The following is a 25,883-nucleotide window of genomic DNA, read 5'->3' on the forward strand; positions in this document are numbered from 1 at the left end:
CCCATCAATCTATCAGGCTGTCCGCAAGAATGCGTGGGGTGATGAAAATCAATGTTTCCTGCTTCTCGCGCGTCACATTGGTGCTCTTGAACAGGTGCCCAATAAACGGAATATCGCCCAGCAGCGGCACCTTGCTCTCGCTTTCAATGTCCACCTGATCGTACACACCACCCAGCACCACAGTTTCGCCATTGCTGACAAGCACACGTGTTTGCAGCTCAGTAGTATCAATGGTCGGCACCTGCCCACCAAGCCCGGTAGCAATGACCAGCTCACCAACAGTGTCCTGATTAATAATCAAGTCCATAATGATGCGGTCATCGGGTGTAATAATCGGCGTCACATCCAATTTAAGCACTGCCTCTTTGAACTCTATAGTTGTTTCACCGTTGGCAGAACTCTCGGGATAGGGAATTTCTGTACCCGACTTGATAATCGCCGGCTCTTTGTCGCCAGTCACAATCCGTGGCTGTGACACAATCTCTCCGCGCCCCTTAGACTCCAACGCTGAGAGTTCAAGGTTCAGCAATACATCAGAGCCAATATAGCCGAGCGCGAAACTGCCGGCCGCCCCCTGAACACCGAGATCAGTGACCAAGCCCGGCACCGCCGTATAGGTACTGGAGCCGGCAGCCAACGCACTTAGGTAATTCGACTGCGTGGCCTGATCGCTCTCAAGGTCACCATTGACCGAAAATATCTCGTTACCATTCTGCTTGACGTAAGCCCCTCCCCAGCGCACACCCAACTGGCGATCAAAATCAGAAGAGGCCCGCACAATTCGCGCTTCTATTTGCACCTGACGCACCGGCACATCAATCAGCGCAACGAGCCGCCGAAACTCCTCCAGGCGCTCAGCCGTCTCGGTAATCAGCAGGGAATTGGTACGCTCATCAACAATGACACTGCCGCGCGGAGACAAAATACTCTTGGTCGCCTGGCCATCATCCCCGCCGTCACTCTTAGGCTTGAACAACTTGAACAGCTCTGCTGCATCGGCATAGCGGATACGAATGTATTCACTCTGCAGCGGCGCCAACTCTTCAACCTGCTTCTGGGCCTCAATCTGCTGACGCTCCCGCTCGGCAATCTCTGCAGCCGGCGCCACCATCAACACATTGCCAACCTGACGCTTATCGAGACCCTTGGTCTTCAACACCAGATCAAGCGCCTGATCCCAAGGCACGTTCTGCAATCGCAAGGTGATATTGCCCTTTACAGTATCACTGGCCACCAGGTTCAGTTCCGTGAAATCAGCAATCAACTGCAGTACCGAGCGCACCTCGATGTCCTGAAAGTTCAGCGAGAGCTTTTCACCGACGTAGGTAAATTCTTTACGGCGCTCCTCGACCTCTTCACGCGTGAGCGGTTTCACACTCACCACGTACTCGGTGTCAGTCTGGTAGGCCAGATAATCATATTCACCACTGGCTTCCAGCGATAGCTTGGCACCACTTTCCCCCATGCGCGCATTGATCATTTTCACCGGAGTGGCAAAATCCGCCACGTCAAATTTGCGCTGCAGACTTTTGGGCAAAGCGACATCAGCGAAATCGATCTTGATCCGAGGGCCTTCAACAAATACGTTGATGTCAGCCTTATCGTCTGCGAGCTTGATCAGCAGACGTCCCTCACCCTTGTCTCCGCGCCGGAAATCCAAGTCGGTAATACGGTTGCCCGTCGGGGCAACCTTATTTTCTGCCATTGAAAGAACGGGGTTGTTGTACTTCTCCTTCAGGTAAGCCTTGCTGCCGCCGCCACCAACAGCAACGACAAGCTCGTTGCCCTCGACACGGGTTTCATAGCTCGCCAAACGCACTAGGTTAAGCACCACTCGAGTGCGCCCACGTCCCTCCAGCACTACCGCACTGCTCGCATTGTCGTAGGACAACGGGAATTTTTTCTGGGGAAGTTTATTTTCAACACCGACCAAGTCCAACGCGATACGCGCAGGCTTTTCAATGCTATACCCCTTGACCTCTGGCGCCGCGCCCTCAAATTGGAATCGCGCCTCGAAACGGCCGCCCTCAAGTGCATTGAACTCCACATTGGTCAGGATGCTGGCCTGAGCCGCCAACGAGAGAAGCAGCGATCCGGCTAGCAGCAGGCCGCGCGTCAGCAAAGCTCTGCCGTGGCGGTGCCAGGCCGCCAGATGGGGCTTACGCATGGTGGTATTCATTGATGTCTCCGCCTCTCAAATTCTCATTTGCCGCTGCTCAGTTCCAGCGAGCGGGGGCGCTCAACCCAGCCTTCTCCACCCGTGGAAACAATCTCGACAACCGATACATGGTTGCCACCAACGTCAATAATTTTGCCGTGATTTCGGCCTATATAATTACGCTCGCGCACACGGTGAACCGCACCATCCGGCGCTTTAATCAGCGCCCAAAGCACATTGTTCAACTTCACCGTCCCCACCATTTTCAAAGAATCAATGGAGAATGACTCCAGGTATTCCCGCTCCCGACTCATATCGGGCTTGACTGAAGAAGACGCCTCCAGCCTGGCGATTTCCTTAACATCAACCGGCTTAGTAAACGGGCTACGCAACCCTGACGCCGTGTAGGTAAACGCACGGTAAGCCTTGAGCGCAGGAATTGGCGCAATGGTGCCGCTCGGCGACGAGCGCTTTTCTGCAATGAAAGCATCAAGATCAGCGTAGCGGCCACTGCCACTACAGGCCGCCAGAACCAAACTGAGAAGGGGCAGCAAAATGCGCTTCATCAGGACCCTCCCTCGACTTCTTTATAGCGGTAAGTTTTGGCGGTAATCGACATTTGCTGACTGGTCAGGTCCTTACTGCTTTTAATCTTATAATCGTGCAAGGTCACAATTCGGGGCAGGCTGGCAATACCGCTCACAAATGCCGCAAGGTCGTGGTACGTCCCTTCCACTTCAATAGCAATAGGCAGCTCGATATAGAACTCCTGCGCGCGCTCGGGCTGTAACTTGATACTGGAAATTTCCAAGCCATTGTCGATGGCCTTTTCCGTCATATCTTCCAACAGGCCCGGCACCTCTGTATCTGCAGGCAGCTGCCCTAACAGAATACCAAAGCTCTCTTCCATCTCCGCCATCTGCTTCTTTAACGGCTCTAATTTGGCGGCCTTGAACGCTTTTTTCTCAAATTCGCTTTTCAGCTGGACTTCTTTGGCCTCAGCCGCTGCCAACTCCTTTCGCAGGTCAGCAACCACGTAGAAGTAGCCTGCTGTCAGCACCACTGCAAAGGCAATTGCCCACAACGCCGCACGAACCAGCACCGGCCAGGCGCCGATATTGCCCTCGTTGAGGTCGTTAAAATCAAACTGTTTGACTTCGTCCAGCCACTCTTGCCAAGCCACAGCCATCTCCTACTTTTCGCTCTCAGGCGACGGTGCGCTGATGCGGAAGCTCAGCTTAAAGTTACTGGCTTGCTCGCCGTATTGCTCTGCGGCTTTGACAGCCGTCAGGTTCGGCTCAGAAAACCAATCCGAGGCGTCCAGCTTTCGCATCAGGCTAGATACCCGGTTGTTCGACTCAGCGATACCTTCCACATCAATCCTGTCACCAGAGCGAACCACTGATGTAAAGAACAAGCCATCCGGCAAAGTACGCACCATCTCATCGAAAACACGCACAATCAGCGGGCGAGTCCCCTGAAGGCTCTGAATAATATTCATGCGATCCAGTAGTTGTTGACGGCGGGTCTCCAGGTCCTGAATCTCGGCAACCTCTTTATTGATCGTGCGGATATGCCCCTGAAGATAATTATTTCGCCCTTCCTGATTACTGATCGCACCGTTCACGATACTCATTGCCAACATGACCATGAGCACCGCCAGCACAACAACGCCGCCGAGCACAACGAGAAACTGTTTCTGAATCTGCTGACGCCGGGCTTCACGCCAGGGGAGGAGGTTGATATTGGCCATCAGTCAAAACTCCTCAGCGCAAGACCACAGGCAATCAGCATGGCAGGTGCATCATTGCTTAAACGCATGGCATCTACCCCGGAGGCAATTGCCATATTCGCGAAGGGGTTGGCGACGACAGTATTCACACTCAAGCGCTCTTCCACCAACTCTGCCAAGCCCTGCATAGCCGCCACACCGCCAGCCAAGAGGATCATATCCACCTCACTGTACTGGCTGGCCGAGAAGAAAAATTGGAGCGAGCGAGAAACTTGCTGAATGACCGCCTCTTTGAACGGAGCTAAAACTTCGCTGTCATAGTCATCGGATAGCCCCCCTTGCTTCTTGGCAAGGCCCGCTTCTTCAGCGCTTAAACCGTAACGCCGCTGAATCTCTTCGGTCAGCTGCCGACCACCGAATAACTGATCTCGCGTATACACGGTCTCATTATTCACAATCACGCTGAGCGACGTCATGCTGGCCCCAATATCGACAATGGCCACCACCGTATTCTCGTCGCAACCCAACTGCCCGGCCATTAGCTCAAAACTGCGCTCTACCGCATAGGCCTCGACATCCATGACCTTAGGCTCAAGGCCGCCGATTTCCAGAGCTTCCACCCGACTATCGACATTATCCCGGCGACAGGCCACCAACATGACCTCTGCCTGATCGGAGGAGTCCTCTGCAACGCCCATGACCTCGAAGTCCAAGGCAACTTCATCAAGGGGGTAGGGTATGTATTGGTCTGCCTCGAGAGAGATCTGCGTCTCCATGGCGTTGTCATTCATGTCCGCCGGCATACGCAGTATTTTCGTGATAACCGCAGACCCCGGCACTGCCGCAGCCGCCTTATTCACCTTGCTGCGGGAGCGGGCATGCACCGCCTTGATCGTCTCGCCGACGGCCTCGACCTCTACCAGGTTCTTTTCCACGACGGATTGCGGCGGCAAAGACATCACCGCATAGCTTTCCACGCGAAACTTGTCGCCACTGCGACTCAGCTCGAGCACTTTCACAGCACTTGAACTGATATCGACGCCTAGCAGGCTGCGGGATTTTGGACCACCAAACAAGCCATCTAGCACTATTATTTTCCTATTTACATCGTGGACTTAGCGCGAGTTTTTACATGGAAGATTAAATACCAGTGTATACCATTGCGCAAATAGTTATGAAAAAAATACCCCGATAATTTCACAGATTTCGGTATCCTAGTCGCGCATTCGTAACGCTATTTGGCATAACTGGGAAATTATGGCTCGCACACTCTCTCTTTTCAGGTTTTTCGGACTGCTGGCACTCATCGCCGCCAGCGGCGCCGTCATGGTATTTTGCGCGGCCTTCCTGTACATCGCCCCTCGCCTTCCCGAAGTCGAACAATTGCGCGACGTCCAACTCCAGACGCCGCTGCGCATCTACAGCCGCGACGGCAAGCTGATCGGCGAATTCGGCGAAAAACGCCGCTCCCCCATCAGCATAGTCGAAGTACCACAAACCTTTATCGACGCCTTCCTGGCTGCTGAAGATGACCGTTTTTACCAACACCGAGGCGTTGACGTAACCGGCCTGCTTCGCGCTGCCTCCCAACTGGTGACCACCGGAAGCATCCAAAGCGGCGGCTCCACCATCACCATGCAGGTTGCCAAGAATTATTTCCTAAGTCAGGAGCGTACGTTTACCCGTAAATTTACGGAGATCTTTCTCGCTATTGAGATAGAGCGCCAACTCAGCAAGGGCGATATCCTTGAGCTGTACCTGAACAAAATCTTCCTTGGCAACCACTCCTACGGTATCGAGGCCGCAGCTCAGACCTACTATGGCAAGTCGATCAAAGAGTTAAACCTGGCCCAGATGGCAATGATTGCCGGACTGCCCAAGGCGCCCTCAGCCTATAATCCCATTGCCAACCCTGAACGCGCCCATATCCGCCGAGACTGGATTTTGCGCCGTATGCACGCCCTCGACTACATTGACGACGTGGACTATCAGGTTGCCATTAGCCAGCCGCTTACCGCTCGCCAGCACGGCACCCAGCTGGATCTCAACGCCGCGTACGTTGCGGAAATGGTCCGCACCGAAATGCTTCGCCGCTATGGACGGGATGCCTACGAGGCAGGCTTTAGCGTGATCACCACAGTCGATAGCCGCCTGCAATCCGCCGCCAAAACGGCCGTGCTCAATGGTGTTGTGGAGTACGACCAGCGCCACGGCTACCGCGGCCCCGAACAGCAGTGGAAAATCCCCACCCAGCTCGACGATGTCGCCAAAGAAAGCTTGCGCAAAAAACTGCAGGATGTCGGCAGTGTCGGCCCCTGGCACCCGGCACTGGTGTTGAGCATTGAGGACAAGCGCGCCGTCGTCATGCTCGCCACCGGCGACCAAACCACACTGGAGTGGGAGCAGGGCTTTGCAGGCACCGTGCGCTACATCAATGAAGATCGCCACACCTACGAAGCGGAAACTGTTGGCGAACTGATCGCAGCGGGAGACCTTATTCGCCTGCGCATGGGTGAGTCACCCCGCCGCTGGCAGTTCTCTCAAATCCCCGACATTCAGGGCGCGCTGGTCTCGCTGGATGCCGACTCGGGCGCCATTCTCAGCTTAGTCGGCGGCTACAGCTACCAGCGCAGCTCCTTCAACCGCGTCACCCAAGCCGCCCGCCAGCCCGGATCGGCATTCAAGCCCTTCATCTATACCGCCGCCCTCGACAAGGGCTTCACAGCGGCCAGCATCATCAATGACGCGCCGATCGTCTTCGACGACGCCTCACTAGGCGGAACCTGGCGCCCCAGCAACTCCAATGGTCAGTTCAACGGCCCGATGCGATTGCGCAAAGCGCTGTACCTGTCTCGCAACCTGGTCTCCATCCGCCTGCTTCGCGAGATGGGTATCAACTACGCCATCGACTATGTTTCGCGCTTCGGCTTCGACAGCAGCAAACTGCCCCGCGACCTGTCGCTCGCACTCGGAAGCCACTCGCTAACACCGCTGGATGTGGTCACCGGTTACGCCGTGTTCGCCAATGGCGGTTACAAAGTTTCACCCTACCTGATCGAGCAGATTATCGACCGGGACGGCAACACGCTCTACCGCGCAGACCCCGTTATCGTTTGCCATGAATGCAACGAAGAAGACCTCGCAATGAGCGCCTTTGACGAAGCCGAATCCCTGGATGATCTCGACATCGACGATCTTACTGCCCCCGCCCGCAAAGCGGAGCGCGTAGTCGACGAAGAAGTGACCTTTCTGATCGACAGTATTTTGAAAGATGTGATAACACGCGGCACCGGGGTGAAAGCCCGCAAGCTGGGCCGCAGCGACGCGGCGGGCAAAACCGGCACCACCAACGGCCCCACCGACGCTTGGTTTTCCGGCTACAGCAGCGGCGTAGTGACCTCGGCCTGGGTGGGTTTCGACCAGAACCAAAAACTGGGCCGCAGCGAATACGGCGGCTCGGTCGCCCTCCCGATCTGGGTGGATTATATGAGCGCGGCATTAAAAGACCGCGCAGAGCGCCACCTGAAGCAGCCCGACGGCATTATCTCGGTTCGCATCGACCCAGAGACTGGCAAGCTGGCCGCGCCGGGGCAGAGCGATGCCATTTTTGAATACTTCCGCATCGATCGCGCGCCCAGTGAAGTCAGTAATGGCGGCAGCACCATCGGCCCCTATGACAGTGCCGATGGGGACGTTATCGAACTGTTCTGACAGATCGACGCTAAATATCGAGGCGCCCTACAGCGCCTCAATGGCTTCAGCCAAGGTGCTCACGGCAATCACGCTCATCCCCATATCACTGCGGGGCGCATTGCCCTTGGGCACAATCGCCCGGGTAAAACCGTGCTTCCGGGCCTCCTGCAGGCGCTCCTGACCACTCGGCACCGGGCGAATCTCGCCCGACAGCCCCACTTCGCCAAACACCACCAGATCATCCGGCAGTGGCCGGTCACGAAAGCTCGACACAATGGCAAACAGCAGCGCCAGATCGGCACCAGTTTCCAGCACTTTCACGCCACCGACCACGTTCACGAACACATCCTGATCACCGAGCTGCAAGCCGCCGTGGCGATGCAACACGGCCAGCAGCATGGCCAGCCGGTTCTGCTCCATACCCACCGCGACGCGACGCGGATTACCGTAATTACTCTCGTCCACCAGCGCCTGAATTTCCACCAGCAGCGGACGCGTGCCCTCCCAGACCACCATCACCACACTGCCCGACGCCTGCACATCACTGCGGTTTAGAAAAATCGCCGAAGGGTTACGGACTTCCTTCAAGCCCTGCTCTGTCATCGCGAAGACACCCAGCTCATTCACCGCGCCAAAGCGGTTTTTATGGCCGCGCAGAGTCCGATAGCGGCTGTCACTGCCGCCTTCGAACATGATTGAACAGTCGATGATATGTTCCAGCACCTTGGGCCCGGCAAGTGCGCCGTCCTTGGTCACATGCCCCACCATAATCAGCACGGTATTGCTCTGTTTGGCAAAGCGGGTCAACGCGGCGGCACATTCGCGCACCTGCGAAACACTGCCAGGCGCCGAACTCACCTGCTCGCTGTGCAGGACCTGGATCGAATCCACAACCATCAGCGCGGGTTGGTAACGGGCCGCCTGAGCCAGAATCGCCTCAAGACTGGTCTCCGAATACAACTGCAGATCATCCGCTTGCAGACCGAGACGCCGCGCTCGCATCGCCACCTGTTGCAGCGACTCCTCACCCGTCACATACAGGCAACGCCGATCGGCAGCTAACTGGCAGAGGACCTGAAGCAGCAAGGTACTTTTCCCCGCCCCCGGATGCCCGCCCAGCAGCACCGCCGAGCCCGGGACGTAGCCACCACCCAGCACCCGGTCCAGCTCGGCAAAGCCACTGGCAATACGAGGTAGATCTTCAATTTGCACCGACGCCAACGCCTGCAACTCTCCCACGGCCCCGGCATAGCCCTGTTTGCGAGCGGCTCCCGACCCACTGCTTGGCGACGCCCCCAGCCGAACTTCTACCAAGGTATTCCATGCGCCACAATCCTGGCACTGGCCCTGCCACTTGCTATGGTCGGAACCACAGTCGTTGCAAACATAGGCGATTTTACTTTTTGCCATACGGCCTCACTCCACTGCGCTGCTGACAGACCGGGCGGCAAGCCCGTACAATGCTCTGCCAAGCGAGGATTCTGTTTAATGTCGGCGCCACTGCTCGAAAGACCGCTACTTGTCTCCCCCACCCTGGCCGCAACCATTGGCCTGGAGTGCGCGCTGCTGTATCAACTGCTGATCGAATGGCAACCCCTGCTTGAAGCCCGCCCCCGCCAGGGGCAAGACTGGTATCTGCTTGACCGAGAGCGCCTACAGGCACAGCTGCCTTTCTGGCAGCCCAGAGACATCGACCGGATATTCCAGCAGCTCCATGATCAGGGGCTCATTATTATCGGCAGCGCCCTGATCAGCAACGCCCGCAATCTGCGATTGGCCTTTCCAGGACGCGAAGCCGCGCCGTCAACATCTGCACAACAAGCCCCGGCATCGCCTCCGGCAACAGCACCATCGCGCGCCAGCAGCCCCGTTCCCGGCAAACAATGTATCAGCGCCGACTGGCAGCCCGACCCGGCCGCACTGGAATATTTGCAGCGCTTCAGCCGCATTCCTTCGACCTTTATTGACGCCTGCCTGCCGGAGTTTATTGCCCACTACCGCGAGAGCGGCGAGGCACGAAGTTCCTGGAGCAGCACCTTCAGCCAGTTTGTCAGCCGTCGCTGGAAAAAACAGCAGTATCAGGAAATTGAACAGGCCCGGGAGCAGGTACTCGACAACGACTGGCGACCCAGCCAGGACGCCTGGGAAATTCTGCTGCGCGACGGTATCAGCCAGCACTTTATTGAAGACGCCCTGCCGGAATTCATTCTCTATTGGCGGGAACGCGGCACCGCTGACAGCAACTGGAACTCGCGTTTTTTGCAGCATATTCGCCTGCAGTGGGCGCGCTACACCAATGCGGTCAGCCACGAACAGGCCTTTGTGCCGATCAGCTCGCAATGGCAACCCAGTCCCGAGGTGTTTGAAATTCTGCAAATGGCCAAGATCGACACCGATTTTGCCCGCCGCCAAATTCCCGAATTTATTCTCTACTGGCGCGACAGCGGCCAGCCGCAGCGCTCCTGGAATACAAAATTCCTGCAGCATGTAAAATACCGCTGGGCACACAGTCACCAACTGGACAAACACGATGCGCGACAGCAACAAGCTCCTGGAGCAGGCCAAGCAGCAACTGGCTTCATCGCCAAACACACCGACCGCAGCTGGGCAGACGGGCTCTGAGCAGCGCCCCATGCCTGACAAAGATGCCGTCATTGACGCCATTAACCGCATGTTCGCGGAGTTTGAGCTGGTCTACCACAACCAGTACAACAAGGCCTTCGCCACCGCTGAAAAGCTGTCCTACGCCAAAAAACTGTGGTTCAGCAACCTCTGCCATATTCCGCCAGAGCAGATTACCGCCGCCTGTCACCGCGCCATTCGCGAGTCCGAATTCCTGCCAACGATCAAGGGCATTCTGAAATACTGCGAACCCGACGATACCGCGCTTGGACTGCCCGACGCCCACAGCGCCTACGTGGAAGCTTGCCGCGCAGCCTCACCCAAGAATGAACAGCACTGGTCGCACCCGGCGGTCTATCACGCGGGCAAGCAGAGCGACTGGTATTTCCTGGCTAACAACACCGAACAGCAGGCCTTCCCCATTTTTCGCCGCCACTACCTCGCCCTGTGCGAGCGGGTGCGCGAAGGCGAAGCGCTGGCCCCGCCGCAGCCCGAAGCCCTTCCCAAGCCCGACCCCAAGCCACTGCCCGCCGAGGAGCAACGCCGCCGTATGCGGGAGCTGCGCAGCAAACTGGATATCTGATACACAGCCGTGCAGCGGGCGGCAACAGCGGATACAATAGCGCAGCCCCGAACAAGCAACCCCAATTCAGCCCCGTGGAACGCACTATGGCAGACAATAAAACCACCCATTTCGGCTTCAGAACCGTCGACCAGAAAGACAAAGTCAAAATGGTTGCCGGCGTATTCCACTCCGTCGCGGGCAAATACGACCTGATGAACGACCTGATGTCGGGCGGCATCCACCGTTTGTGGAAACGTTTCACCATCGAACTGTCAGGCGTGCGCAGCGGCAATGCCGTCCTCGACATCGCCGGCGGCACCGGCGACCTCGCCGCCAAATTCAGCCGTATTGTCGGCGCCGAAGGCAAGGTTGTACTGGCCGACATTAACGATTCCATGCTGCAAGTGGGCCGCGAGAAGCTGACCAACCAGGGCATCGTCGGCAACATTGAGTACGTGCAGGCCAACGCCGAGTGCCTGCCCTTCCCTGACAACAGCTTTGACTGCATCACCATCGCCTTCGGGCTGCGCAACGTCACCGACAAAGACGCCGCGCTGCGCTCCATGCTAAGAGTGCTCAAGCCCGGCGGCCGACTGCTGGTACTGGAGTTTTCCAAACCCAAAAGCGAATTGCTGAGCAAGGTCTACGATCGCTACTCCTTCGACGTGCTGCCCCGTATGGGACAACTGATCACCAACGATGCCGAGAGCTACCGCTACCTCGCCGAGAGTATTCGCATGCACCCCGACCAGGACACGCTCAAAAGCATGATGGAAGAAGCTGGCTTCACTGAGGTTCGCTACCACAACATGACGGGCGGCATCGTGGCCGTGCACCGGGGCGTGAAGCCGTGATTCCCCCCATGCTCAGCAGCGCCGCATTAGCCGGGCTGGAGGACAGTGTGAACCGTGCACTGCGCCTCGACCCGCGCAGCGCCGCACGCCTGCTTGAGCTGGATGGTGAGTGCTTCGCCCTGCACTTGCAGGAACCCGATTTGAACCTTGGACTAAGCGTCGCGGGCGACCGCCTGCGTCTGATGCTGACCCCACCGGAAAACCCCAGCACCGCCCTGCGTGGCCGGTGGAGCGAATTCGCCGCCGTCGCTACCGCCAACGACCCTGCCGCCGCGCTAATCAATGGCGATATTCAGGTCAGCGGCGATACCGCGCCGTTGCTGGCGCTGCGAAAATTGCTATCAGAACTTGAGCTGGACTGGGAGCAACCGCTGGCTGACGCCTTTGGCGATGTGGCGGCCCATCAGATAGGACGCGGCCTGCGCGCAGGCCAGAAATGGCTGCAGAACACTGGCCGCAATCTGCGCCGCCAGCTCGGCGATTTTTTGCTCGAAGAAAGCCGCTTGTTGCCCCACCCCATACAGGCGGAAGCCTTTTACCGCGATATCGATGAGCTCAACGCCCGCAGCGAACGCCTGGAAGCCCGTATCCGGCGCCTGCGGCAGAAGTGCCAGCGGCCGCAATAAACAAGGATCACACTATGGGCCTGCGACGGCTGCTCGCCATTCTGATGATTATCTGCCGCTATCGCCTGGATCAGCTCATACCGATCGAGCAGCTACCCTGGCGGGCGCGCCTGCTCGCCAGGCTTGGGCCTTGGCGCCTGTTCCCCACACCCTCGCTCAGCCGGGGGGAGCGGCTGCGGCTGGCGCTGGAATCCCTTGGCCCAATCTTCATCAAGTTTGGTCAGCTGCTGTCTACTCGCCGCGACCTGCTGCCCCCCGATATCGCAGACGAACTGGCCCATTTGCAGGACCGCGTCCCCCCATTTCCCAGCACCGTGGCCGTCGGCGTCATCGAAAAGGCACTAGGGCAAGGTGTCGACGAGCTGTTCGATAACTTCCAGCGCGAGGCCCTGGCTTCTGCCTCGATTGCTCAGGTCCACTGCGCCACGCTGAAAACCGGGCAAGACGTGGTCGTCAAGGTGGTTCGCCCGGGCATTGAGCGCACCATCGGCGAAGACATCCGGCTGATGCAGAGCATCGCACGTCTGGTAAAGCGCCACCTGCCTGATGGCCGACGCCTCCGCCCCGAAGAAGTGGTGGAAGACTACCGTCACACCATCTACGACGAGCTTGACCTGCAACGCGAAGGCGCCAACACCTCGCAACTGCGCCGCAACTTTGCCAACTCCGACATCCTCTACGTTCCCGAGGTGCACTGGGACTATACGCGCCGCAATGTACTGGTGATTGAGCGCATTCATGGCATCCCCGTCACCGACGTCGAAACCCTGAAAGCTCAGGGCACCGACATGAAAAAGCTCGCTGAACGCGGCGTGGAAATCTTCTTCACCCAGGTATTCCGCGACAGCTTTTTCCACGCCGACATGCACCCGGGGAATATTTTTGTGGCCGAGGGGCGGCCCAATTCGCCCCAGTACATCGCTATCGACTGCGCCATCATCGGCAGCCTCAGCGATTTCGACCAGTACTATCTGGCCCGCAACCTGCTCGCCATCTTTCAGCGTAACTACCGCGAGGTGGCCGAGTTGCACGTTGAATGCGGCTGGGTGCCCCCCACCACCAAAGTGCACGAATTTGAAGCCGCCATTCGCAGTGTCAGCGAACCGATTTTTGAGAAGCCTCTGGCCGACATCTCCTTTGGGCAATTGCTGATTTACCTGTTCCAGACCGCGCGCCGCTTTGACATGGAAGTACAGCCATCGCTGGTACTGCTGCAGAAGACCCTGCTGAATATTGAAGGACTGGGGCGCCAGCTCTATCCGCAACTCGACCTCTGGTCGACTGCCATGCCCTTTCTGGAGCGCTGGATACGTGATCGCTATTCGCCCCAGACCATGCTCAAGCGCGTCAGCCATCGACTTCCAGGCTGGCTGGAACAACTGCCGCAACTTCCGGAAACGCTGCTGGAGCGTCCTTCTCCCCATAGCAGCGAAAACGAATTACTGCGCCTGCAGTTGCAGCAGGTCGAGCAGGAGAGCCAGCAACGGCAACGTCGCCATCGCAACCTGGGCTTGGGCTTATTCGCCATCGGCGCCGCCTATGTTGCCGCCAGCCCGACGGCCCAGCAAAGCCTCACTCAACTGCCCGCCGGCAGTATCGCTCTCGCTGTCGTCGCATTGTATTTTTTTATTCGCGCCCGCTGAGGTAAAGTAAGCACCCCTCGACGCTAAGGGATAGAATCATGACCTCGCCCGCAGACGTGCAGTGGCTGGACGAAGTAAAGTGGAATAACGACGGCCTGGTGGCCGCCATTGCGCAGGATGTGCACAGCGGCCGCGTATTGATGATGGCCTGGATGAACCCGGAATCCCTGCAGCTGAGCGTTGCCGAGGGCCGCGCCGTCTACTGGTCTCGCTCTCGCCAGGCTCTGTGGCGCAAAGGCGAGAGTTCCGGCCATGTGCAGACCCTGCATGACATTGCACTGGACTGCGATGGCGACGCGCTGCTGCTGCAGGTCGAGCAGATCGGCGACATCGCCTGCCACACCGGGCGCCAAAGCTGTTTTTATCGCGGCCTGCAGGATGGCCAGTGGCAAACGCGGGAAGCCGTTATCAAAGACCCCGCCAGTATTTACAGCAAGTGATCGTATGAGTAACTCTTCCGCCCTACTGGAGCAACTGGACGCCGTCCTCGCCGAGCGCAAAAACGCTGACGCCGACAGCTCTTATGTCGCCAGCCTGTACCATAAAGGGCTGAACAAGATTCTCGAAAAAGTCGGCGAAGAAGCCGTGGAAACGGTTCTTGCTGCCAAAGATGCTGAACACAGCGGCGAGCTGTCCGACGTCATTTACGAAACCGCAGACCTGTGGTTTCACAGCATGGTAATGTTGCAGCAGCTCGGCGCAGACCATCGCGATGTAATCAACGAATTAGCGCGCCGCTTCGGGCTTTCCGGCCACGAAGAGAAAGCGCAACGCAACAAGAACAACACATAGAGGAAATGTCATGGGACTTGGTGGAATTAGTATCTGGCAACTGCTGATCATTCTCGCAATCGTTGTGCTGCTGTTCGGCACAAAGAAACTGAAGAACATCGGCAGCGACCTCGGCGGTGCCGTCAAAGGCTTCAAAGACAGCCTGGACGGTGAAGACAAGGCCAAGAATATCGAGCAGCAGGAAAGCGCGGAAGGCGAAAAGACCGAAGCCGACACGCAGCAAAAGAACGAGTCTCGCTAATCCATGTTCGATATCGGTTTCGCTGAACTGCTGCTGATAGCCGTTGTCGGCCTGCTGGTGATCGGCCCGGAGCGCCTGCCCAGTGCTATTCGCACGACCAGCCTCTGGCTGGGGCGCCTGCGCCGCAGCTTCTCCAGCATGAAGCAGGAAATCGAACGGGAAATCGGCGCCGACGAAATCCGGCGCCAGCTCCATAATGAATCGGTGATGGCCTCGCTGAACGAGAGCAAAGACAAGCTTCAAGGCAATCTGAACGCCGCCAGTGACGAGCTTCGTCTTCTGGAACAGCGGCTCAGCCCATCAAGCGACACGCCCAACCAAGAGGAAGAAGCCGCCCCCTCCGACGCGCTTCCTGATTCGGATACCCCACCGAGTGACACTCCTTCGGAAGAGAGTAGCAGTAAGCCCTCATGAGTCTCGATGCCGATACTGATCAGGGTCAACCCCTGGTTGCCCACCTGACTGAGTTGCGTGATCGCCTGCTGCGCGTAGTGCTGGCGGTACTGATTTGCGCCCTGGCCCTCATGCCTTTCTCGTCGGAAATTTACGCCTTTGTGGCCAAGCCACTGCAACAGTATCTGCCTGAAGGCAGCGGCATGATCGCCACCGAAGTCGCCTCAACATTTCTGGCCCCCTTCAAACTGGTGCTCGTGTCCGCTATCTGCCTGGCCATCCCGGTAATACTCCATCAAATCTGGGCATTTATCTCGCCGGGCATGTACCGTCACGAAAAGCGACTCGCTGCGCCCCTGCTGATATCCAGCGTCATGTTGTTCTATCTCGGACTGGCCTTTGCCTATGTGGTGGTGTTTCCGCTGGTCTTTGGCTTTTTTAGCAGCATCGCCCCCGAGGGCGTTGCCTATACCCCGGATATCTCACGCTTTCTCGATACCGCACTGAAGCTATTTATGGCCTTTGGCATCGCCTTTGAGATCCCCATCGCGACAGTATTGCTGATCAGCGCTGGCGTCGTCAGCCCCCAAAAGCTGCGCGAGAAGCGCCCCCACGTTATCGTCGTGTGCTTTGTGTTCGGGATGCTGCTGACGCCACCCGACGTCATCTCGCAGATGCTGCTGGCCCTGCCGATGTGGCTGCTGTTTGAAGTAGGAATTTTCTTTGGCCGCTTTACCGAGAATGGCCGGAAGAAGGAAGAAGATCAGTAATCTTCGTAGTCGTTGAACGCGAGGTTTTCGAAGCGGGTAAACTTGCCGATAAAGCCCAGGCGGGCGGTGCCAATGGGCCCGTTCCGCTGCTTACCAATGATGATTTCCGCCACGCCCTTGTCCTGAGTTTCCTCGTTGTAGACCTCGTCGCGGTAGATAAACATGATGACGTCGGCGTCCTGCTCAATCGCACCGGACTCCCGCAGGTCTGAATTGACCGGGCGCTTGTTCGGCCGTTGCTCCAGCGCACGGTTCAGCTGCGAAAGGGCGACCACCGGGCATTCGAATTCTTTCGCAATACCTTTCAATGAGCGGGAAATCTCGGAAATTTCCGCCGTCCGACCTTCGCCACTGCGTCCGGCGACCTGCATCAACTGCAGATAATCGAGCATGATCATGCCGATACTGCCATGCTCGCGCAGTACCTTGCGCGCTCTTGAGCGCACTTCCGTCGGCGTCAGCGCCGGGGTGTCATCAATGTATAACGGACGGTCTTTCAACTTGCTGACCGCCGCGCTGAGCTTGGGCCAGTCCTCTTCTTCTAGCTTGCCGCTGCGCACCCGCGTCTGGTCAATTTTGCCCACTGAGGACAGCATCCGCATCATCAACTGGCTGGCGGGCATCTCCATGCTGAACACCAGAATCGGCTGCTCGTAGCGCAGCAAAGCATTTTCAACCAGGTTCATGGCGAAGGTGGTCTTACCCATCGACGGACGGGCAGCAACGATGACCAGATCCGACTTCTGCAAGCCCGAGGTCATTTCGTCGAGTTTTTCAAAGCCCGTACTCAGACCAGTAATGGCTTCGTCGTTGTTGAACAGCTCATCAATCTTGTCCACCGCCTGCTTGAGCAGCGGATTGATCGGCTCCAGCCCCCCGCTCTTCGGTCGCTCCTCGGCGATCTGCATGATGCGCCGCTCGGCTTCATCCAGCACTTCGTCGCTACTGCGTCCTTCGGGGTTAAAGCTGGTATCGGCAATCGAGTTCGCTGCCGCAATCAGCGAGCGGAAAATCGCGCGCTCGCGCACGGCCTGGGCATAGGCGCGAATGTTGGCAACAGAGGGGGTATTGCTGGCGATTTCTGCCAGATAGGCGGTGCCACCGACTTCATCCAGCTCACCGTTGCGTGCCAGCGTCTCCGCCAGCGTAACCACATCAATCGGCTGCTCTTGGGCAACCAAATGTGTCATGCAGGCGAAAATACGGCGGTGCTCCGGGCGGAAGAAATCGCCCTCGCCCACCATGTCGGCGACGGAGTCCCATACCTCGCTGGCGATCATCAGCCCGCCCAGCACCGACTGCTCCGCCTCAAGAGAATGGGGCGGCAGTTTCAGCTTGGCGAAGTCACCCTCGTCAAACTCGGGTGGCGAATCGGGGTAGGCGTCAGCTTGCACGGGGATACTCGCAGATTACCGGGTCGGCCATTGTGGCAAACTTCAGAGCAAAAAAAAACGCGCAGAGCCCGTTGGCCCGGCGCGCCTTTCAGCCACAGCACAGCGGCAGGCCGCTGCGCTTGCAAATAGTCAGACTGTGGCGACCAAGGTCGCCCGCCAATTACTCGGCAACGACAGTCAGTGCAACGTTTTGAATAACGTCGCTGTGCAGCTGAATTGCGATTTCGAAGCTGCCGATTTCACGAATCGGACCTTCGGGCATACGCACTTCGCTCTTGTTGATCTCCACACCGGCCGCGCTCACTGCATCAGCAATGTCGCGAGTACCGATAGAGCCGAACAGTTTGCCACCTTCACCGGCATTCGCCTCGATGGTCACGGCAACTTCCGCCAGCTTGGCAGCGCGAGCTTCAGCTTCTGCACGCTTCTCAGCGGCAGCGGCTTCCAGCTCAGCGCGACGTGCTTCAAACTCCGCCACGTTGGCGTCGGTTGCAGGCACAGCCTTACCGAAAGGAATCAGGAAGTTACGGCCGTAGCCGGACTTAACATTGACCTGGTCGCCCAGATCACCCAGCTTGCCAATTTTCTCAAGCAGAATCACTTGCATGGTTCTAACCCTCTTCATGTGCGCTTGCCGGGCCTATCCGGCCGTCGGCAAACGCCTTCTGATATCAATCCAACTATCCACAATCGCTGTCAGTATCAACACCGCCCAAAGCGGGCCGATTAACAACAGCGCGATATAAAACACTACCAACCACGTGCGCCCCAGCTTGTACCGTCCGACCACTCCGTGCAGCAGCGATAAACCGCAGGCAATAAAGGGCAACAGACACATTACCCCCCAAAAGCGGTAAACCTCACCGGATTGGCTGACCAACAACATCCCGGCAACCAGCAACACCGTGATACCCGCCGGCAACCGCAGCGACCACATCTCGTCGCGGAAGCCACCGGGGTTGTACAGCATGGCTTGCCACCAGCGCGCCAGCATTAAGGCCAACACACTCCACAACACCGTGCTGCTGCCAATTACCGCGGCGATGTCGCCGGTCAAAATCTGCGGCAGGCTGCCATTTGACTGTGCCTGCAGCTGATCCAGCATGGGCTGAACCACCTCAAGAATGCCGCTGAGATAATCCTGCCCGAAGCGGTTAAGCACCGCAGCGGAGGCCATTCCCCCCGCCACAGCGGCCGCCATTGCATTGGCCCAAGAACGCGTATTGCGCAATACCCAGGCCGCCAAGGCGGTGACCAGCAACATGCAAAGCGGGCCAACATCCTGGCCGTAAACCAATACGGCGGTGGCCGGCAGCAGCGCCCACATCACGACAAAAGCGCCTTCGGTCAGTCCCTTTCTCAGGGTTACCAGAGCGGCAGCGGCAGCCCCCACCCAGGCAAACATCAAGGTGCCAATCCCCAGAGCAGCGACCGCAACTGCTTGGAGGCGCCCTTTCATAATAAATTCTGCAAGGGGGCGCATGGCTAAGCGATCAGCTTATTTATGGCTGTCGGTGTACGGCAGCAGAGCCAGGAAGCGCGCGCGCTTGATGGCAGTCGCCAGCTGGCGCTGGTACTTGGCATTGGTTCCAGTGATGCGGCTGGGAACAATTTTGCCAGTTTCTGAAATGTAGGCTTTCAGGGTGTCCAGATCTTTGTAATCGATCTGCTTAACACCTTCCGCAGTAAAGCGGCAGAACTTACGACGACGGAAAAAACGTGCCATTTTCTAATTCCTCACTCAATCCGCAATTATTCAGCGCTGTTTTCAGCCGTTTCTTCGGCTGCTTCAGCGTTGTCTTTGGGCTGCTGCTCTTCGCGGCGCTCGGTGCGCTGCTCGCTGCGGCTGCGACGCTCACGGCTCTCTTTCTCTGCCTTCATGATCGGCGACTCTTCAGTCACAGCTTCATCCTGGCGGATAATGAGGTTACGCAGTACGGCGTCGTTGTAACGGAAGTTAGTGGTCAGCTCGTCGATCGCTTCAGCGCTGGCTTCAGCGTTGATCAGCACATAGTGAGCTTTGTGGATTTTGTTGATGGGGTAAGCCAGTTGACGACGGCCCCAGTCTTCCAGACGGTGAACTTTACCGCCGTCTTTTTCGATGGCCTGAGTATAGCGCTCGACCATACCCGGTACTTGCTCGCTCTGATCCGGGTGGACCAGGAACACGATTTCGTAGTGACGCATTGTATGCTCCTTACGGGTTAAGCCACCCTTTAAGGTGTGGCAAGGAGGGCAAACTCGCCAAAAGGCGGGCTCACCGTTAAAACAAGAGCGCGGATTTTAGGCAAGCGGCCCGCCGGATGCAAGCCATTCGTGCATTTTTTAATCAGATCAGCGGCGCTGGCGCACGGCCTCGAACAAACAGACCCCGGTCGCGACCGACACGTTCAGGCTGCTCACTTCTCCAGCCATCGGCAAATTGGCCAGATAATCACAGCACTCGCGCGTCAGGCGGCGCATGCCCGCACCCTCAGCCCCCATGATCAACGCCACCGGCCCGCGCAGATCGCATTCGTACAAAGACTGCTCTGCTTCGCCAGCCAGCCCGATAGTCCATACCCCAGCCTCTTGGAGCTGACGCAGGCTGCGAGCCAGATTCGTGACCTGAATAAAGGGCACGGCTTCAGCCGCACCGCAAGCGACCTTGCGCACCGTTGGATTCAAGCTGGCCGAGTTATCGCGAGGTGCAATCACCGCGGTCACCCCCGCGGCATCGGCACTGCGCAGACAAGCTCCGAGGTTGTGAGGATCGGTCACACCATCCAGCACCAGCAGCAGAGCATCTTTCCCTGCCGCAGCGACAAGCTCCGGCAGGGCTTTTTCACCCAACTGACGCGGCGCTTCTGCTAACGCAATAACACCCTGATGGCGGCCATCAACCCGGTCATCCAGCTCCTTGCGGTGGCACTCTCGCACCGGGATACCCCGCTGCTCGGCCAGCGCCAGCACCGCAGCCAGACGCTTATCACGGCGCCCTTCCATAACCATCAGCGATTCAACGCTTTCGGGGCGTCGCTGAAGCGCGGTCTGCACCGCATGCAGACCAAAAATCGTTTCTTTCACTCTTTGCTTCCGTATTATCAAGCCCGCTGGCGAACGCGGCGGGCCACATCATCTCAGCGGCGACGGCGCTTTTTATTGGCACTGGCCGAGCGCGAGGACTTACCGTCTTTCTTACCCGTCCCGCCGGTTTTTCGACCGCCTTTCTTTGGACTATCGGCTTTTTTCATGCCTGGCAGCTCGCCCCGCGCCAGCGCTTCGCGCACGGAACCCGGCTTGCGGCGCTTATCACTGCCGCTGGCCAAGCCGAGATCAATCTTGCGGTCATCCAGGTTCACACTCAGCACCTGCACCCGCAGGCTGTCACCCAACTGGTACACACGCCGACTGCGCTCACCCACAAGGCGCTGGTGGGCCTGATCAAACTGATAGTAATCCTGCGGCAGGGTGGAGATATGCACCAAGCCTTCAATATATAAGTCACCCAACTCCACAAACAGACCGAAGCCAGTGACTGCGGCAATCAGGCCATCGAACTCGCTGCCCACATGCTCCTGAAGGAATTCGCATTTAAGGAAGGCCATGACATCGCGGCTGGCATCATCTGCCCGGCGCTCAGCCATCGAGCAGTGTTCACCCAAGGTCAGCAGGGCGGTCATATCGTAGGGGTAAATCACCTTGCGAGGCAGCTTCTTCGCCCCTTTCACCGGACGGAAGCATTTGGGCGCATCTCCGCCGCCGCTGCGCAGCAGGTAGCGCAAGGCGCGGTGCACCAGCAAATCCGGGTAGCGCCGAATGGGGGAGGTGAAATGGGTGTAGCCCGTGTAGTTCAGGCCGAAGTGCCCCTCGTTGTCGGGCTGATAAACCGCCTGACTCAATGAGCGCAACATCATGGTCTGGATCATCTGCGCGTCGGGGCGATCCCCCAAGCTGGCTAGCAATGCCTGATAATCTGTGGGCGATGGCTGCTCGCCGCCTTTCAAGCCAAGACCTATTTCCCCGAGAAACTCTCGCAAGTTACCCAGCTTCTGATCACTGGGACCATTGTGGACGCGGTAAAGCGCCTCAATACCTGAGCGCTCAAGTGTGCGCGCCGTGGCGACATTCGCCACCAGCATGCACTCCTCTATCATTCTGTGCGCATCGTGGCGATGTACCGGCACAATTTCGTCGATGCGCTTTTCGTCGTCGAACACCACGCGGGTTTCAACGGTTTCAAAGTCGATGGCCCCGCGCTGATCGCGGGCCTTGCGCAAGGCCCGGTAGAGGTTATGCAGCTCTTTCAGCTGGGGCAGCAGTTCGCGGTGCTCACCGGTGTCTTTCGCCGGATCAGCCCCCTCAACGCCGAGCATCGCCCCTACTTGGTTGTACGTCAGCCGTGCGTGGGAACGCATGACCGCCTCATAGAACTGATAACCGCTCAAACGACCGCGGCTACTGATGGTCATCTCGCAGACCATACAGAGGCGTTCCACATTAGGCTTCAGTGAGCACAGACCATTGGACAGTGCCTCCGGCAACATCGGCACCACCCGGTCGGGGAAATACACCGAGGTCGCCCGCTTATGGGCCTCTGCATCCAGCGCCGAGTCGATCTTCACATAATGCGAAACATCCGCAATGGCCACCCACAGTCGCCAGCCACCAAAGCGCTTTTTCTCGCAGTACACCGCGTCATCGAAGTCCCGGGCATCTTCCCCGTCGATGGTCACCAGCGGCAGCTTGCGCAAATCCACTCGGTTCAGTTTGCCCTCTTCATCGGGCTCGCTGCCAAAGCGCCGCGCCTCCTCTTCAACCTCATCAGGCCACTCGAAGGGAATTTCGTGGCTGCGCAATGCCAACTCGGTGGCCACACCCACCGTGGCGCGATCGCCCAGCACCTCGGTGACCCGTCCCTGCGCTTGCTGACGCAAACCCGGCTGACGGGTGATATCGGCCATCACATAGTCGCCCTCACGGGCATTCACCACACTGTCATCGTCCAGCTGCACCCAGTTCTGGATGCGGCTGTTATCGGGAACCAGCAACCAGCGACCGCGCTGCTCTTTCAGCTTGCCCACCAGTTGCCGGGTATTGCGCTCCAGCACCTCGATGACAATGCCCTCACGTCGACCGCGACTGTCGGTGCCACTGACCTCAACCGACACCACATCGCCATCAAACAACTGCTGCATCTGCCGATTGTGGAGATAGATGTCTTCACCGTCCTCCACCAGCACAAAACCGTAACCGTCCCGATGTCCCTGCACCCGGCCGATAAGCGCCTCGCCGCGATCCGGCACCTGCAGCTTGCCACGGCGCCCTTCAATGAGCTGGCCATCGCGCAGCATCGCTTTGAGACGACGGCGCAGGCCCTCCTGCTGCTCCTCACCCTCAATCCCCAGGGCGCGGCGAATCGCCGCCGCACTCATGCCCTGCTCGGCACCCTGCAAGACGTCCAGAATATATTCCCGGCTGGGTACCGGGTTGTCGTAGCGCTCGGCTTCACGGGCAGCGTGGGGATCAGAATGCTTGTTGGGGCCTTTTGGCATGCAGAAATGCGTCCTTTTGGATGACAGTAAAAATTTTGCAGCCAGTGTAACGCAAACCGTTGACAAAAAGGCGTGGCATCAGTAAATTGCGCGCCTCAACGACGCACGTCGTGTTTTACCTCCTGTGCCCAGGTGGTGAAATTGGTAGACACGCTAGCTTCAGGTGCTAGTGGCTTCACGGCCGTGGAGGTTCAAGTCCTCTCCTGGGCACCATTATTCAAGAAAGCCGATCCAACAGGGTCGGCTTTTTTATTTCTACATTTATCTGTTTTCTCACTGAATTTGCGCCCCCAAAGGCCTTTCTATATGATCCCGCCCTGCATCAGGTGCCTGCTCGACTCTCCTTCGCCCGGAGTGTCTGGAGCAGGGTAAACGGGAAGTGTGGTGCGTCGCGGCAATGATTTGGCCGCCGCAGACAAAGCCACCGCTGCCCCCGCAACGGTAACTGCTCTCATTCGAGAGGTTCACAGAAGCCCGATACCGGCCTGATGGCGAAGCCTTGTGCTTTGCCATGCATGCAGTGCTGTACCGATGAAGCGGAGGGCTTCACGCAGGTTCCTACCTCGTTGATCACGCAATCCACGACGGATTGTTCCTCCCTCATACGTTCGCAACTGTTGTCTGCCGAGATCAAGCGGAGGGCTTTCGATCGCGCCGGAATAGGCAATGTCATCATTGCCGGCGTCCTTTCCCTTTCCTCTCGGCCTAACGAACCGTTTGAGGAAACACCATGAAAAAGGACATTTCTCCCCGTAGCGCCCCACTGGTGCTGGCTTTCGCATCAAGCATTCTCAGCCTCCCGCTATGGGCAGGGCACCAGCAGCTGGAATACGTGGATGTTCGCGCTACCAGCCTGTCGTCACAGGGACTGGCACTGGATGAAGAAAACACCGCAGGCTCACGGCTCGGCCTGTCCGCCCAGGACATTCCCGCCAGTGTGTCGGTCATCAGCAAGGAAGCTATCGCGCTGCGCGGTGACGATTCCAGCATGATGGCAGTCACCCGCGCGGCGGGCTTTTCCTCCAGCGCCAGTCCCGGCAACGGCAGCAGCGCCACCTCGGTGCGCGGCTTTAACGGCCACAGCTCGGTGGTCAGCACCTACGACGGCACGCGCCTGTATGTCGGCTCGGGCACGGTGAGTTTTCCTGCCGACACCTGGACGGTGGAACGCATTGAAGTACTTCGCGGCCCTGGCTCGGTGATTCACGGTGTGGGCGCCGTGGGCGCAACCGTGAACTATGTGAGCAAAAAGCCGCAGTTTGGGGAAACCCGCAATAGCGTCGCGGTCACGCTGGGCAGCTTTGGCCTGCAGCGTTATGCCTATGGTGCCGGCGGTGAACTGAGCCCGGAACTGGCTTACCGCGTCGACCTGGTACATCACCAAACCGAGGGGTATGTCGACCGCGCTGATGCCGAGCGTCAGGCGATTGCCGGCTCACTGCTGTACCGGCCCAGGGAGGATTTCTCGGCCACACTGAGCATCGACTACGCCAATACCGAATCCGCGCCCTACTGGGGCACACCACTGGTCGACGGAAAAATCCGCGACAGCCTGCGTCGCAATAACTACAACGTCGCCGATGGCCTGGTTGAGTACGAAGACCTGTGGCCGCGCCTGCATACGGAATGGCAGCTCAGTGAGAACCTGTCGTGGCGCAGCGACACTTACTACCTCACAGCCGAACGCCACTGGCGCAATGTGGAAAGCTATCGCTACAACGACACCACGGGACAGGTAGACCGTGGTTCCTACCTCGAAATTCTCCATGAACAGGAACAGCTCGGCCACCGCAGCGACCTGCTCTGGAAGACTGACATGGCGGGCATGCAGAACCGCCTGAATATCGGGATAGAACTGAACGACATCCGTTTCAGCCATATCAACAACTCGCCTTACACCGGCAACTCCAGTGTCGATCTGAACAATCCTGCGCCGGGACGTTGGCAAGACAATGTGGGCAGCGCCACCACCCGCGACTTTGACTCCGAAACAGATGTCACCTCACTGTTTATCGACAACGTACTGGAGATCACACCCGAATGGCTGCTGGTCGCTGGCCTCCGGCACGACCGTATCGACTATAGCCGCGACGACCTCGCACGCAGCAATGGTCAACCGGAGAGCCACATTGATGACGAGCTGTCCGGCAACAGCTGGCGTCTTGGCGCGGTATTCCAAGCCTCGGAGGCCACCAGCCTTTATCTGCAGTACAGCAAGGCCGTGGATGCAATACAGTCTCTGCTCTCTGCCAGTAACCCCAGCCTCGACCTCGCGGAGGGCACGCAGTGGGAAGCCGGGATCAAGCAGAATCTGCTGAACGAACGCCTGCAAGTCAGCCTGGCGGTTTACGATATTGTGAAGACCGATCTTCTCAGCAGCGACCCCGGCGGGGTCCAGCGCCAGATTGGCGAGCAGAGTTCTCGAGGCGTCGAGCTGGAACTGTTCTGGCTGCCGCTGGATGTTGTCTCGGTGGATTTCAACCTCGCGATCACCGATCCCCAGTATGAGGAATACCGCAGCGGCACCAACGACTACAGCGGTAAAACTCCACGCAATGTTCCCGAGAAAACCGCCAACCTGTGGGTAAGCTGGCAGTTCCTCCCGCACTGGACCGCCTCACTGGGCAGCCGTTATGTCAGCGAACGCTACGCGGATTATGCCAACACCAACAAGCTCCCCGACTACGTGGTTTACGACGCCAGCCTGCAATGGCAGCTCAGTGACGAGCTCCGGCTGAGCCTGCGCGGCAAGAACCTGAGCGACACCGCCGACTATGTGCTGGCCCCCTATGGCGAGCAGTGGATTCTGGCCGACGGCCGCAGCGCTGAGCTGGAACTGCGCTATGACTTCTAAGTCACCGCGGCC

25 protein-coding genes, 1 tRNA gene and 1 riboswitch are annotated in these 25,883 nt (G+C 58.1%); of the genes, 13 read left to right on the forward strand and 13 right to left on the reverse strand.

The window, feature by feature from the left end; translation table 11 throughout:
• Positions 1–4: 4 nt before the first annotated feature.
• The 5 genes from G411_RS0106800 to G411_RS0106820 are packed head-to-tail and all read right to left on the reverse strand — an operon-like array spanning position 5 to position 4,978.
• Complete coding sequence (locus G411_RS0106800; RefSeq protein ID WP_022958430.1) at positions 5–2,179, reverse strand: type IV pilus secretin PilQ; 2,175 nt, start codon at positions 2,177–2,179, stop codon at positions 5–7.
• A gap of 23 nt (positions 2,180–2,202) precedes the next feature.
• Positions 2,203–2,724 (reverse strand): pilus assembly protein PilP, encoded by a 522-nt coding sequence (locus G411_RS0106805; RefSeq protein ID WP_022958431.1) that lies wholly within the window; start codon positions 2,722–2,724, stop codon positions 2,203–2,205.
• Positions 2,724–3,341, reverse strand: a complete 618-nt coding sequence (locus G411_RS0106810; protein ID WP_022958432.1) for a type IV pilus inner membrane component PilO — start codon at positions 3,339–3,341, stop codon at positions 2,724–2,726. The genes G411_RS0106805 and G411_RS0106810 overlap by 1 nt, the downstream gene beginning before the upstream one ends.
• Positions 3,342–3,350: 9 nt before the next feature.
• Complete coding sequence (locus G411_RS0106815) at positions 3,351–3,911, reverse strand: PilN domain-containing protein (RefSeq protein WP_022958433.1); 561 nt, start codon at positions 3,909–3,911, stop codon at positions 3,351–3,353.
• Positions 3,911–4,978 carry a pilus assembly protein PilM gene (locus G411_RS0106820; RefSeq protein ID WP_022958434.1) on the reverse strand — a complete coding sequence of 356 codons (1,068 nt, stop codon included), beginning with the start codon at positions 4,976–4,978 and terminating at the stop codon, positions 3,911–3,913. Before G411_RS0106820 ends, G411_RS0106815 begins: the two co-directional genes overlap by 1 nt.
• A 169-nt stretch (positions 4,979–5,147) precedes the next feature.
• On the opposite strand from G411_RS0106820, the gene G411_RS0106825 reads away from it, so the two are divergent.
• Positions 5,148–7,601: a penicillin-binding protein 1A gene (locus G411_RS0106825; RefSeq protein WP_022958435.1), complete on the forward strand. Its 2,454-nt coding sequence runs from the start codon at positions 5,148–5,150 to the stop codon at positions 7,599–7,601.
• A 27-nt stretch (positions 7,602–7,628) separates the two neighbouring features.
• On the opposite strand, the gene radA is transcribed toward G411_RS0106825, so the two are convergent.
• Positions 7,629–8,993, reverse strand: a complete 1,365-nt coding sequence (radA, locus tag G411_RS0106830) for a DNA repair protein RadA (protein WP_022958436.1) — start codon at positions 8,991–8,993, stop codon at positions 7,629–7,631.
• Between the two features lie 78 nt (positions 8,994–9,071).
• Between radA and G411_RS0106835 the strand changes: the two genes are divergently transcribed.
• The 10 genes from G411_RS0106835 to tatC all read left to right on the forward strand — a co-directional run bounded on the left by G411_RS0106835 (position 9,072) and on the right by tatC (position 16,089).
• Positions 9,072–10,205, forward strand: a complete 1,134-nt coding sequence (locus G411_RS0106835; RefSeq protein ID WP_028968224.1) for a DnaT-like ssDNA-binding domain-containing protein — start codon at positions 9,072–9,074, stop codon at positions 10,203–10,205.
• 10 nt (positions 10,206–10,215) lie between these two features.
• Positions 10,216–10,788 (forward strand): replication protein P, encoded by a 573-nt coding sequence (locus tag G411_RS0106840; protein ID WP_051151260.1) that lies wholly within the window; start codon positions 10,216–10,218, stop codon positions 10,786–10,788.
• Between the two features lie 86 nt (positions 10,789–10,874).
• Entirely contained in the window at positions 10,875–11,624 is a 750-nt protein-coding gene (gene ubiE / locus G411_RS0106845; RefSeq protein ID WP_022958438.1) for a bifunctional demethylmenaquinone methyltransferase/2-methoxy-6-polyprenyl-1,4-benzoquinol methylase UbiE, read from the forward strand.
• Positions 11,621–12,250: a ubiquinone biosynthesis accessory factor UbiJ gene (locus G411_RS0106850; RefSeq protein WP_022958439.1), complete on the forward strand. Its 630-nt coding sequence runs from the start codon at positions 11,621–11,623 to the stop codon at positions 12,248–12,250. Before ubiE ends, G411_RS0106850 begins: the two co-directional genes overlap by 4 nt.
• 14 nt (positions 12,251–12,264) lie before the next feature.
• Positions 12,265–13,893: a ubiquinone biosynthesis regulatory protein kinase UbiB gene (ubiB, locus tag G411_RS0106855; protein WP_022958440.1), complete on the forward strand. Its 1,629-nt coding sequence runs from the start codon at positions 12,265–12,267 to the stop codon at positions 13,891–13,893.
• Between the two features lie 38 nt (positions 13,894–13,931).
• Positions 13,932–14,333 (forward strand): phosphoribosyl-AMP cyclohydrolase, encoded by a 402-nt coding sequence (gene hisI, locus G411_RS0106860; RefSeq protein ID WP_022958441.1) that lies wholly within the window; start codon positions 13,932–13,934, stop codon positions 14,331–14,333.
• Positions 14,334–14,337: 4 nt separating this feature from the next.
• The gene (locus G411_RS0106865; RefSeq protein ID WP_022958442.1) at positions 14,338–14,685 is read left to right on the forward strand and encodes a phosphoribosyl-ATP diphosphatase; all 348 of its coding nucleotides are present in this window, start codon (positions 14,338–14,340) and stop codon (positions 14,683–14,685) included.
• A 10-nt stretch (positions 14,686–14,695) separates the two neighbouring features.
• Positions 14,696–14,926, forward strand: a complete 231-nt coding sequence (gene tatA / locus G411_RS0106870; RefSeq protein ID WP_022958443.1) for a Sec-independent protein translocase subunit TatA — start codon at positions 14,696–14,698, stop codon at positions 14,924–14,926.
• A 3-nt stretch (positions 14,927–14,929) separates the two neighbouring features.
• Entirely contained in the window at positions 14,930–15,340 is a 411-nt protein-coding gene (gene tatB / locus G411_RS0106875; RefSeq protein WP_022958444.1) for a Sec-independent protein translocase protein TatB, read from the forward strand.
• A complete protein-coding gene (gene tatC / locus G411_RS0106880; RefSeq protein WP_022958445.1) occupies positions 15,337–16,089 on the forward strand; it encodes a twin-arginine translocase subunit TatC in 753 nt (250 codons plus the stop codon). Before tatB ends, tatC begins: the two co-directional genes overlap by 4 nt.
• On the opposite strand, the gene dnaB is transcribed toward tatC, so the two are convergent.
• The 7 genes from dnaB to rnr form a co-directional block, all read right to left on the reverse strand.
• A complete protein-coding gene (gene dnaB / locus G411_RS0106885; protein WP_022958446.1) occupies positions 16,083–17,483 on the reverse strand; it encodes a replicative DNA helicase in 1,401 nt (466 codons plus the stop codon). The two genes, tatC and dnaB, sit on opposite strands and share 7 nt — an antisense overlap.
• A gap of 160 nt (positions 17,484–17,643) precedes the next feature.
• The gene (rplI, locus tag G411_RS0106890; protein WP_022958447.1) at positions 17,644–18,090 is read right to left on the reverse strand and encodes a 50S ribosomal protein L9; all 447 of its coding nucleotides are present in this window, start codon (positions 18,088–18,090) and stop codon (positions 17,644–17,646) included.
• Between the two features lie 33 nt (positions 18,091–18,123).
• Complete coding sequence (locus G411_RS0106895) at positions 18,124–18,942, reverse strand: hypothetical protein (RefSeq protein ID WP_084495348.1); 819 nt, start codon at positions 18,940–18,942, stop codon at positions 18,124–18,126.
• A 39-nt stretch (positions 18,943–18,981) separates the two neighbouring features.
• The gene (gene rpsR, locus G411_RS0106900) at positions 18,982–19,209 is read right to left on the reverse strand and encodes a 30S ribosomal protein S18 (RefSeq protein WP_022958449.1); all 228 of its coding nucleotides are present in this window, start codon (positions 19,207–19,209) and stop codon (positions 18,982–18,984) included.
• A gap of 26 nt (positions 19,210–19,235) precedes the next feature.
• A complete protein-coding gene (gene rpsF / locus G411_RS0106905; protein ID WP_022958450.1) occupies positions 19,236–19,670 on the reverse strand; it encodes a 30S ribosomal protein S6 in 435 nt (144 codons plus the stop codon).
• Positions 19,671–19,817: 147 nt separating this feature from the next.
• On the reverse strand, positions 19,818–20,549 hold the full coding sequence (gene rlmB / locus G411_RS0106910; RefSeq protein ID WP_022958451.1) for a 23S rRNA (guanosine(2251)-2'-O)-methyltransferase RlmB: 732 nt from the start codon (positions 20,547–20,549) through the stop codon (positions 19,818–19,820).
• 53 nt (positions 20,550–20,602) lie between these two features.
• A complete protein-coding gene (rnr, locus tag G411_RS0106915) occupies positions 20,603–23,017 on the reverse strand; it encodes a ribonuclease R (RefSeq protein WP_022958452.1) in 2,415 nt (804 codons plus the stop codon).
• Positions 23,018–23,143: 126 nt separating this feature from the next.
• Here rnr and G411_RS0106920 point away from each other — a divergent pair.
• Both G411_RS0106920 and G411_RS0106925 read left to right on the forward strand, forming a co-directional pair.
• A tRNA-Leu gene (locus G411_RS0106920) sits at positions 23,144–23,230 on the forward strand.
• A gap of 94 nt (positions 23,231–23,324) precedes the next feature.
• A riboswitch (cobalamin riboswitch) is annotated at positions 23,325–23,520 on the forward strand.
• 227 nt (positions 23,521–23,747) lie between these two features.
• The gene (locus G411_RS0106925; protein ID WP_022958453.1) at positions 23,748–25,871 is read left to right on the forward strand and encodes a TonB-dependent receptor; all 2,124 of its coding nucleotides are present in this window, start codon (positions 23,748–23,750) and stop codon (positions 25,869–25,871) included.
• Positions 25,872–25,883 lie beyond the last annotated feature (12 nt).

It is taken from the genome of Spongiibacter tropicus DSM 19543 (assembly GCF_000420325.1).
GTDB classification, from domain to species: Bacteria; Pseudomonadota; Gammaproteobacteria; order Pseudomonadales; family Spongiibacteraceae; genus Spongiibacter; species Spongiibacter tropicus.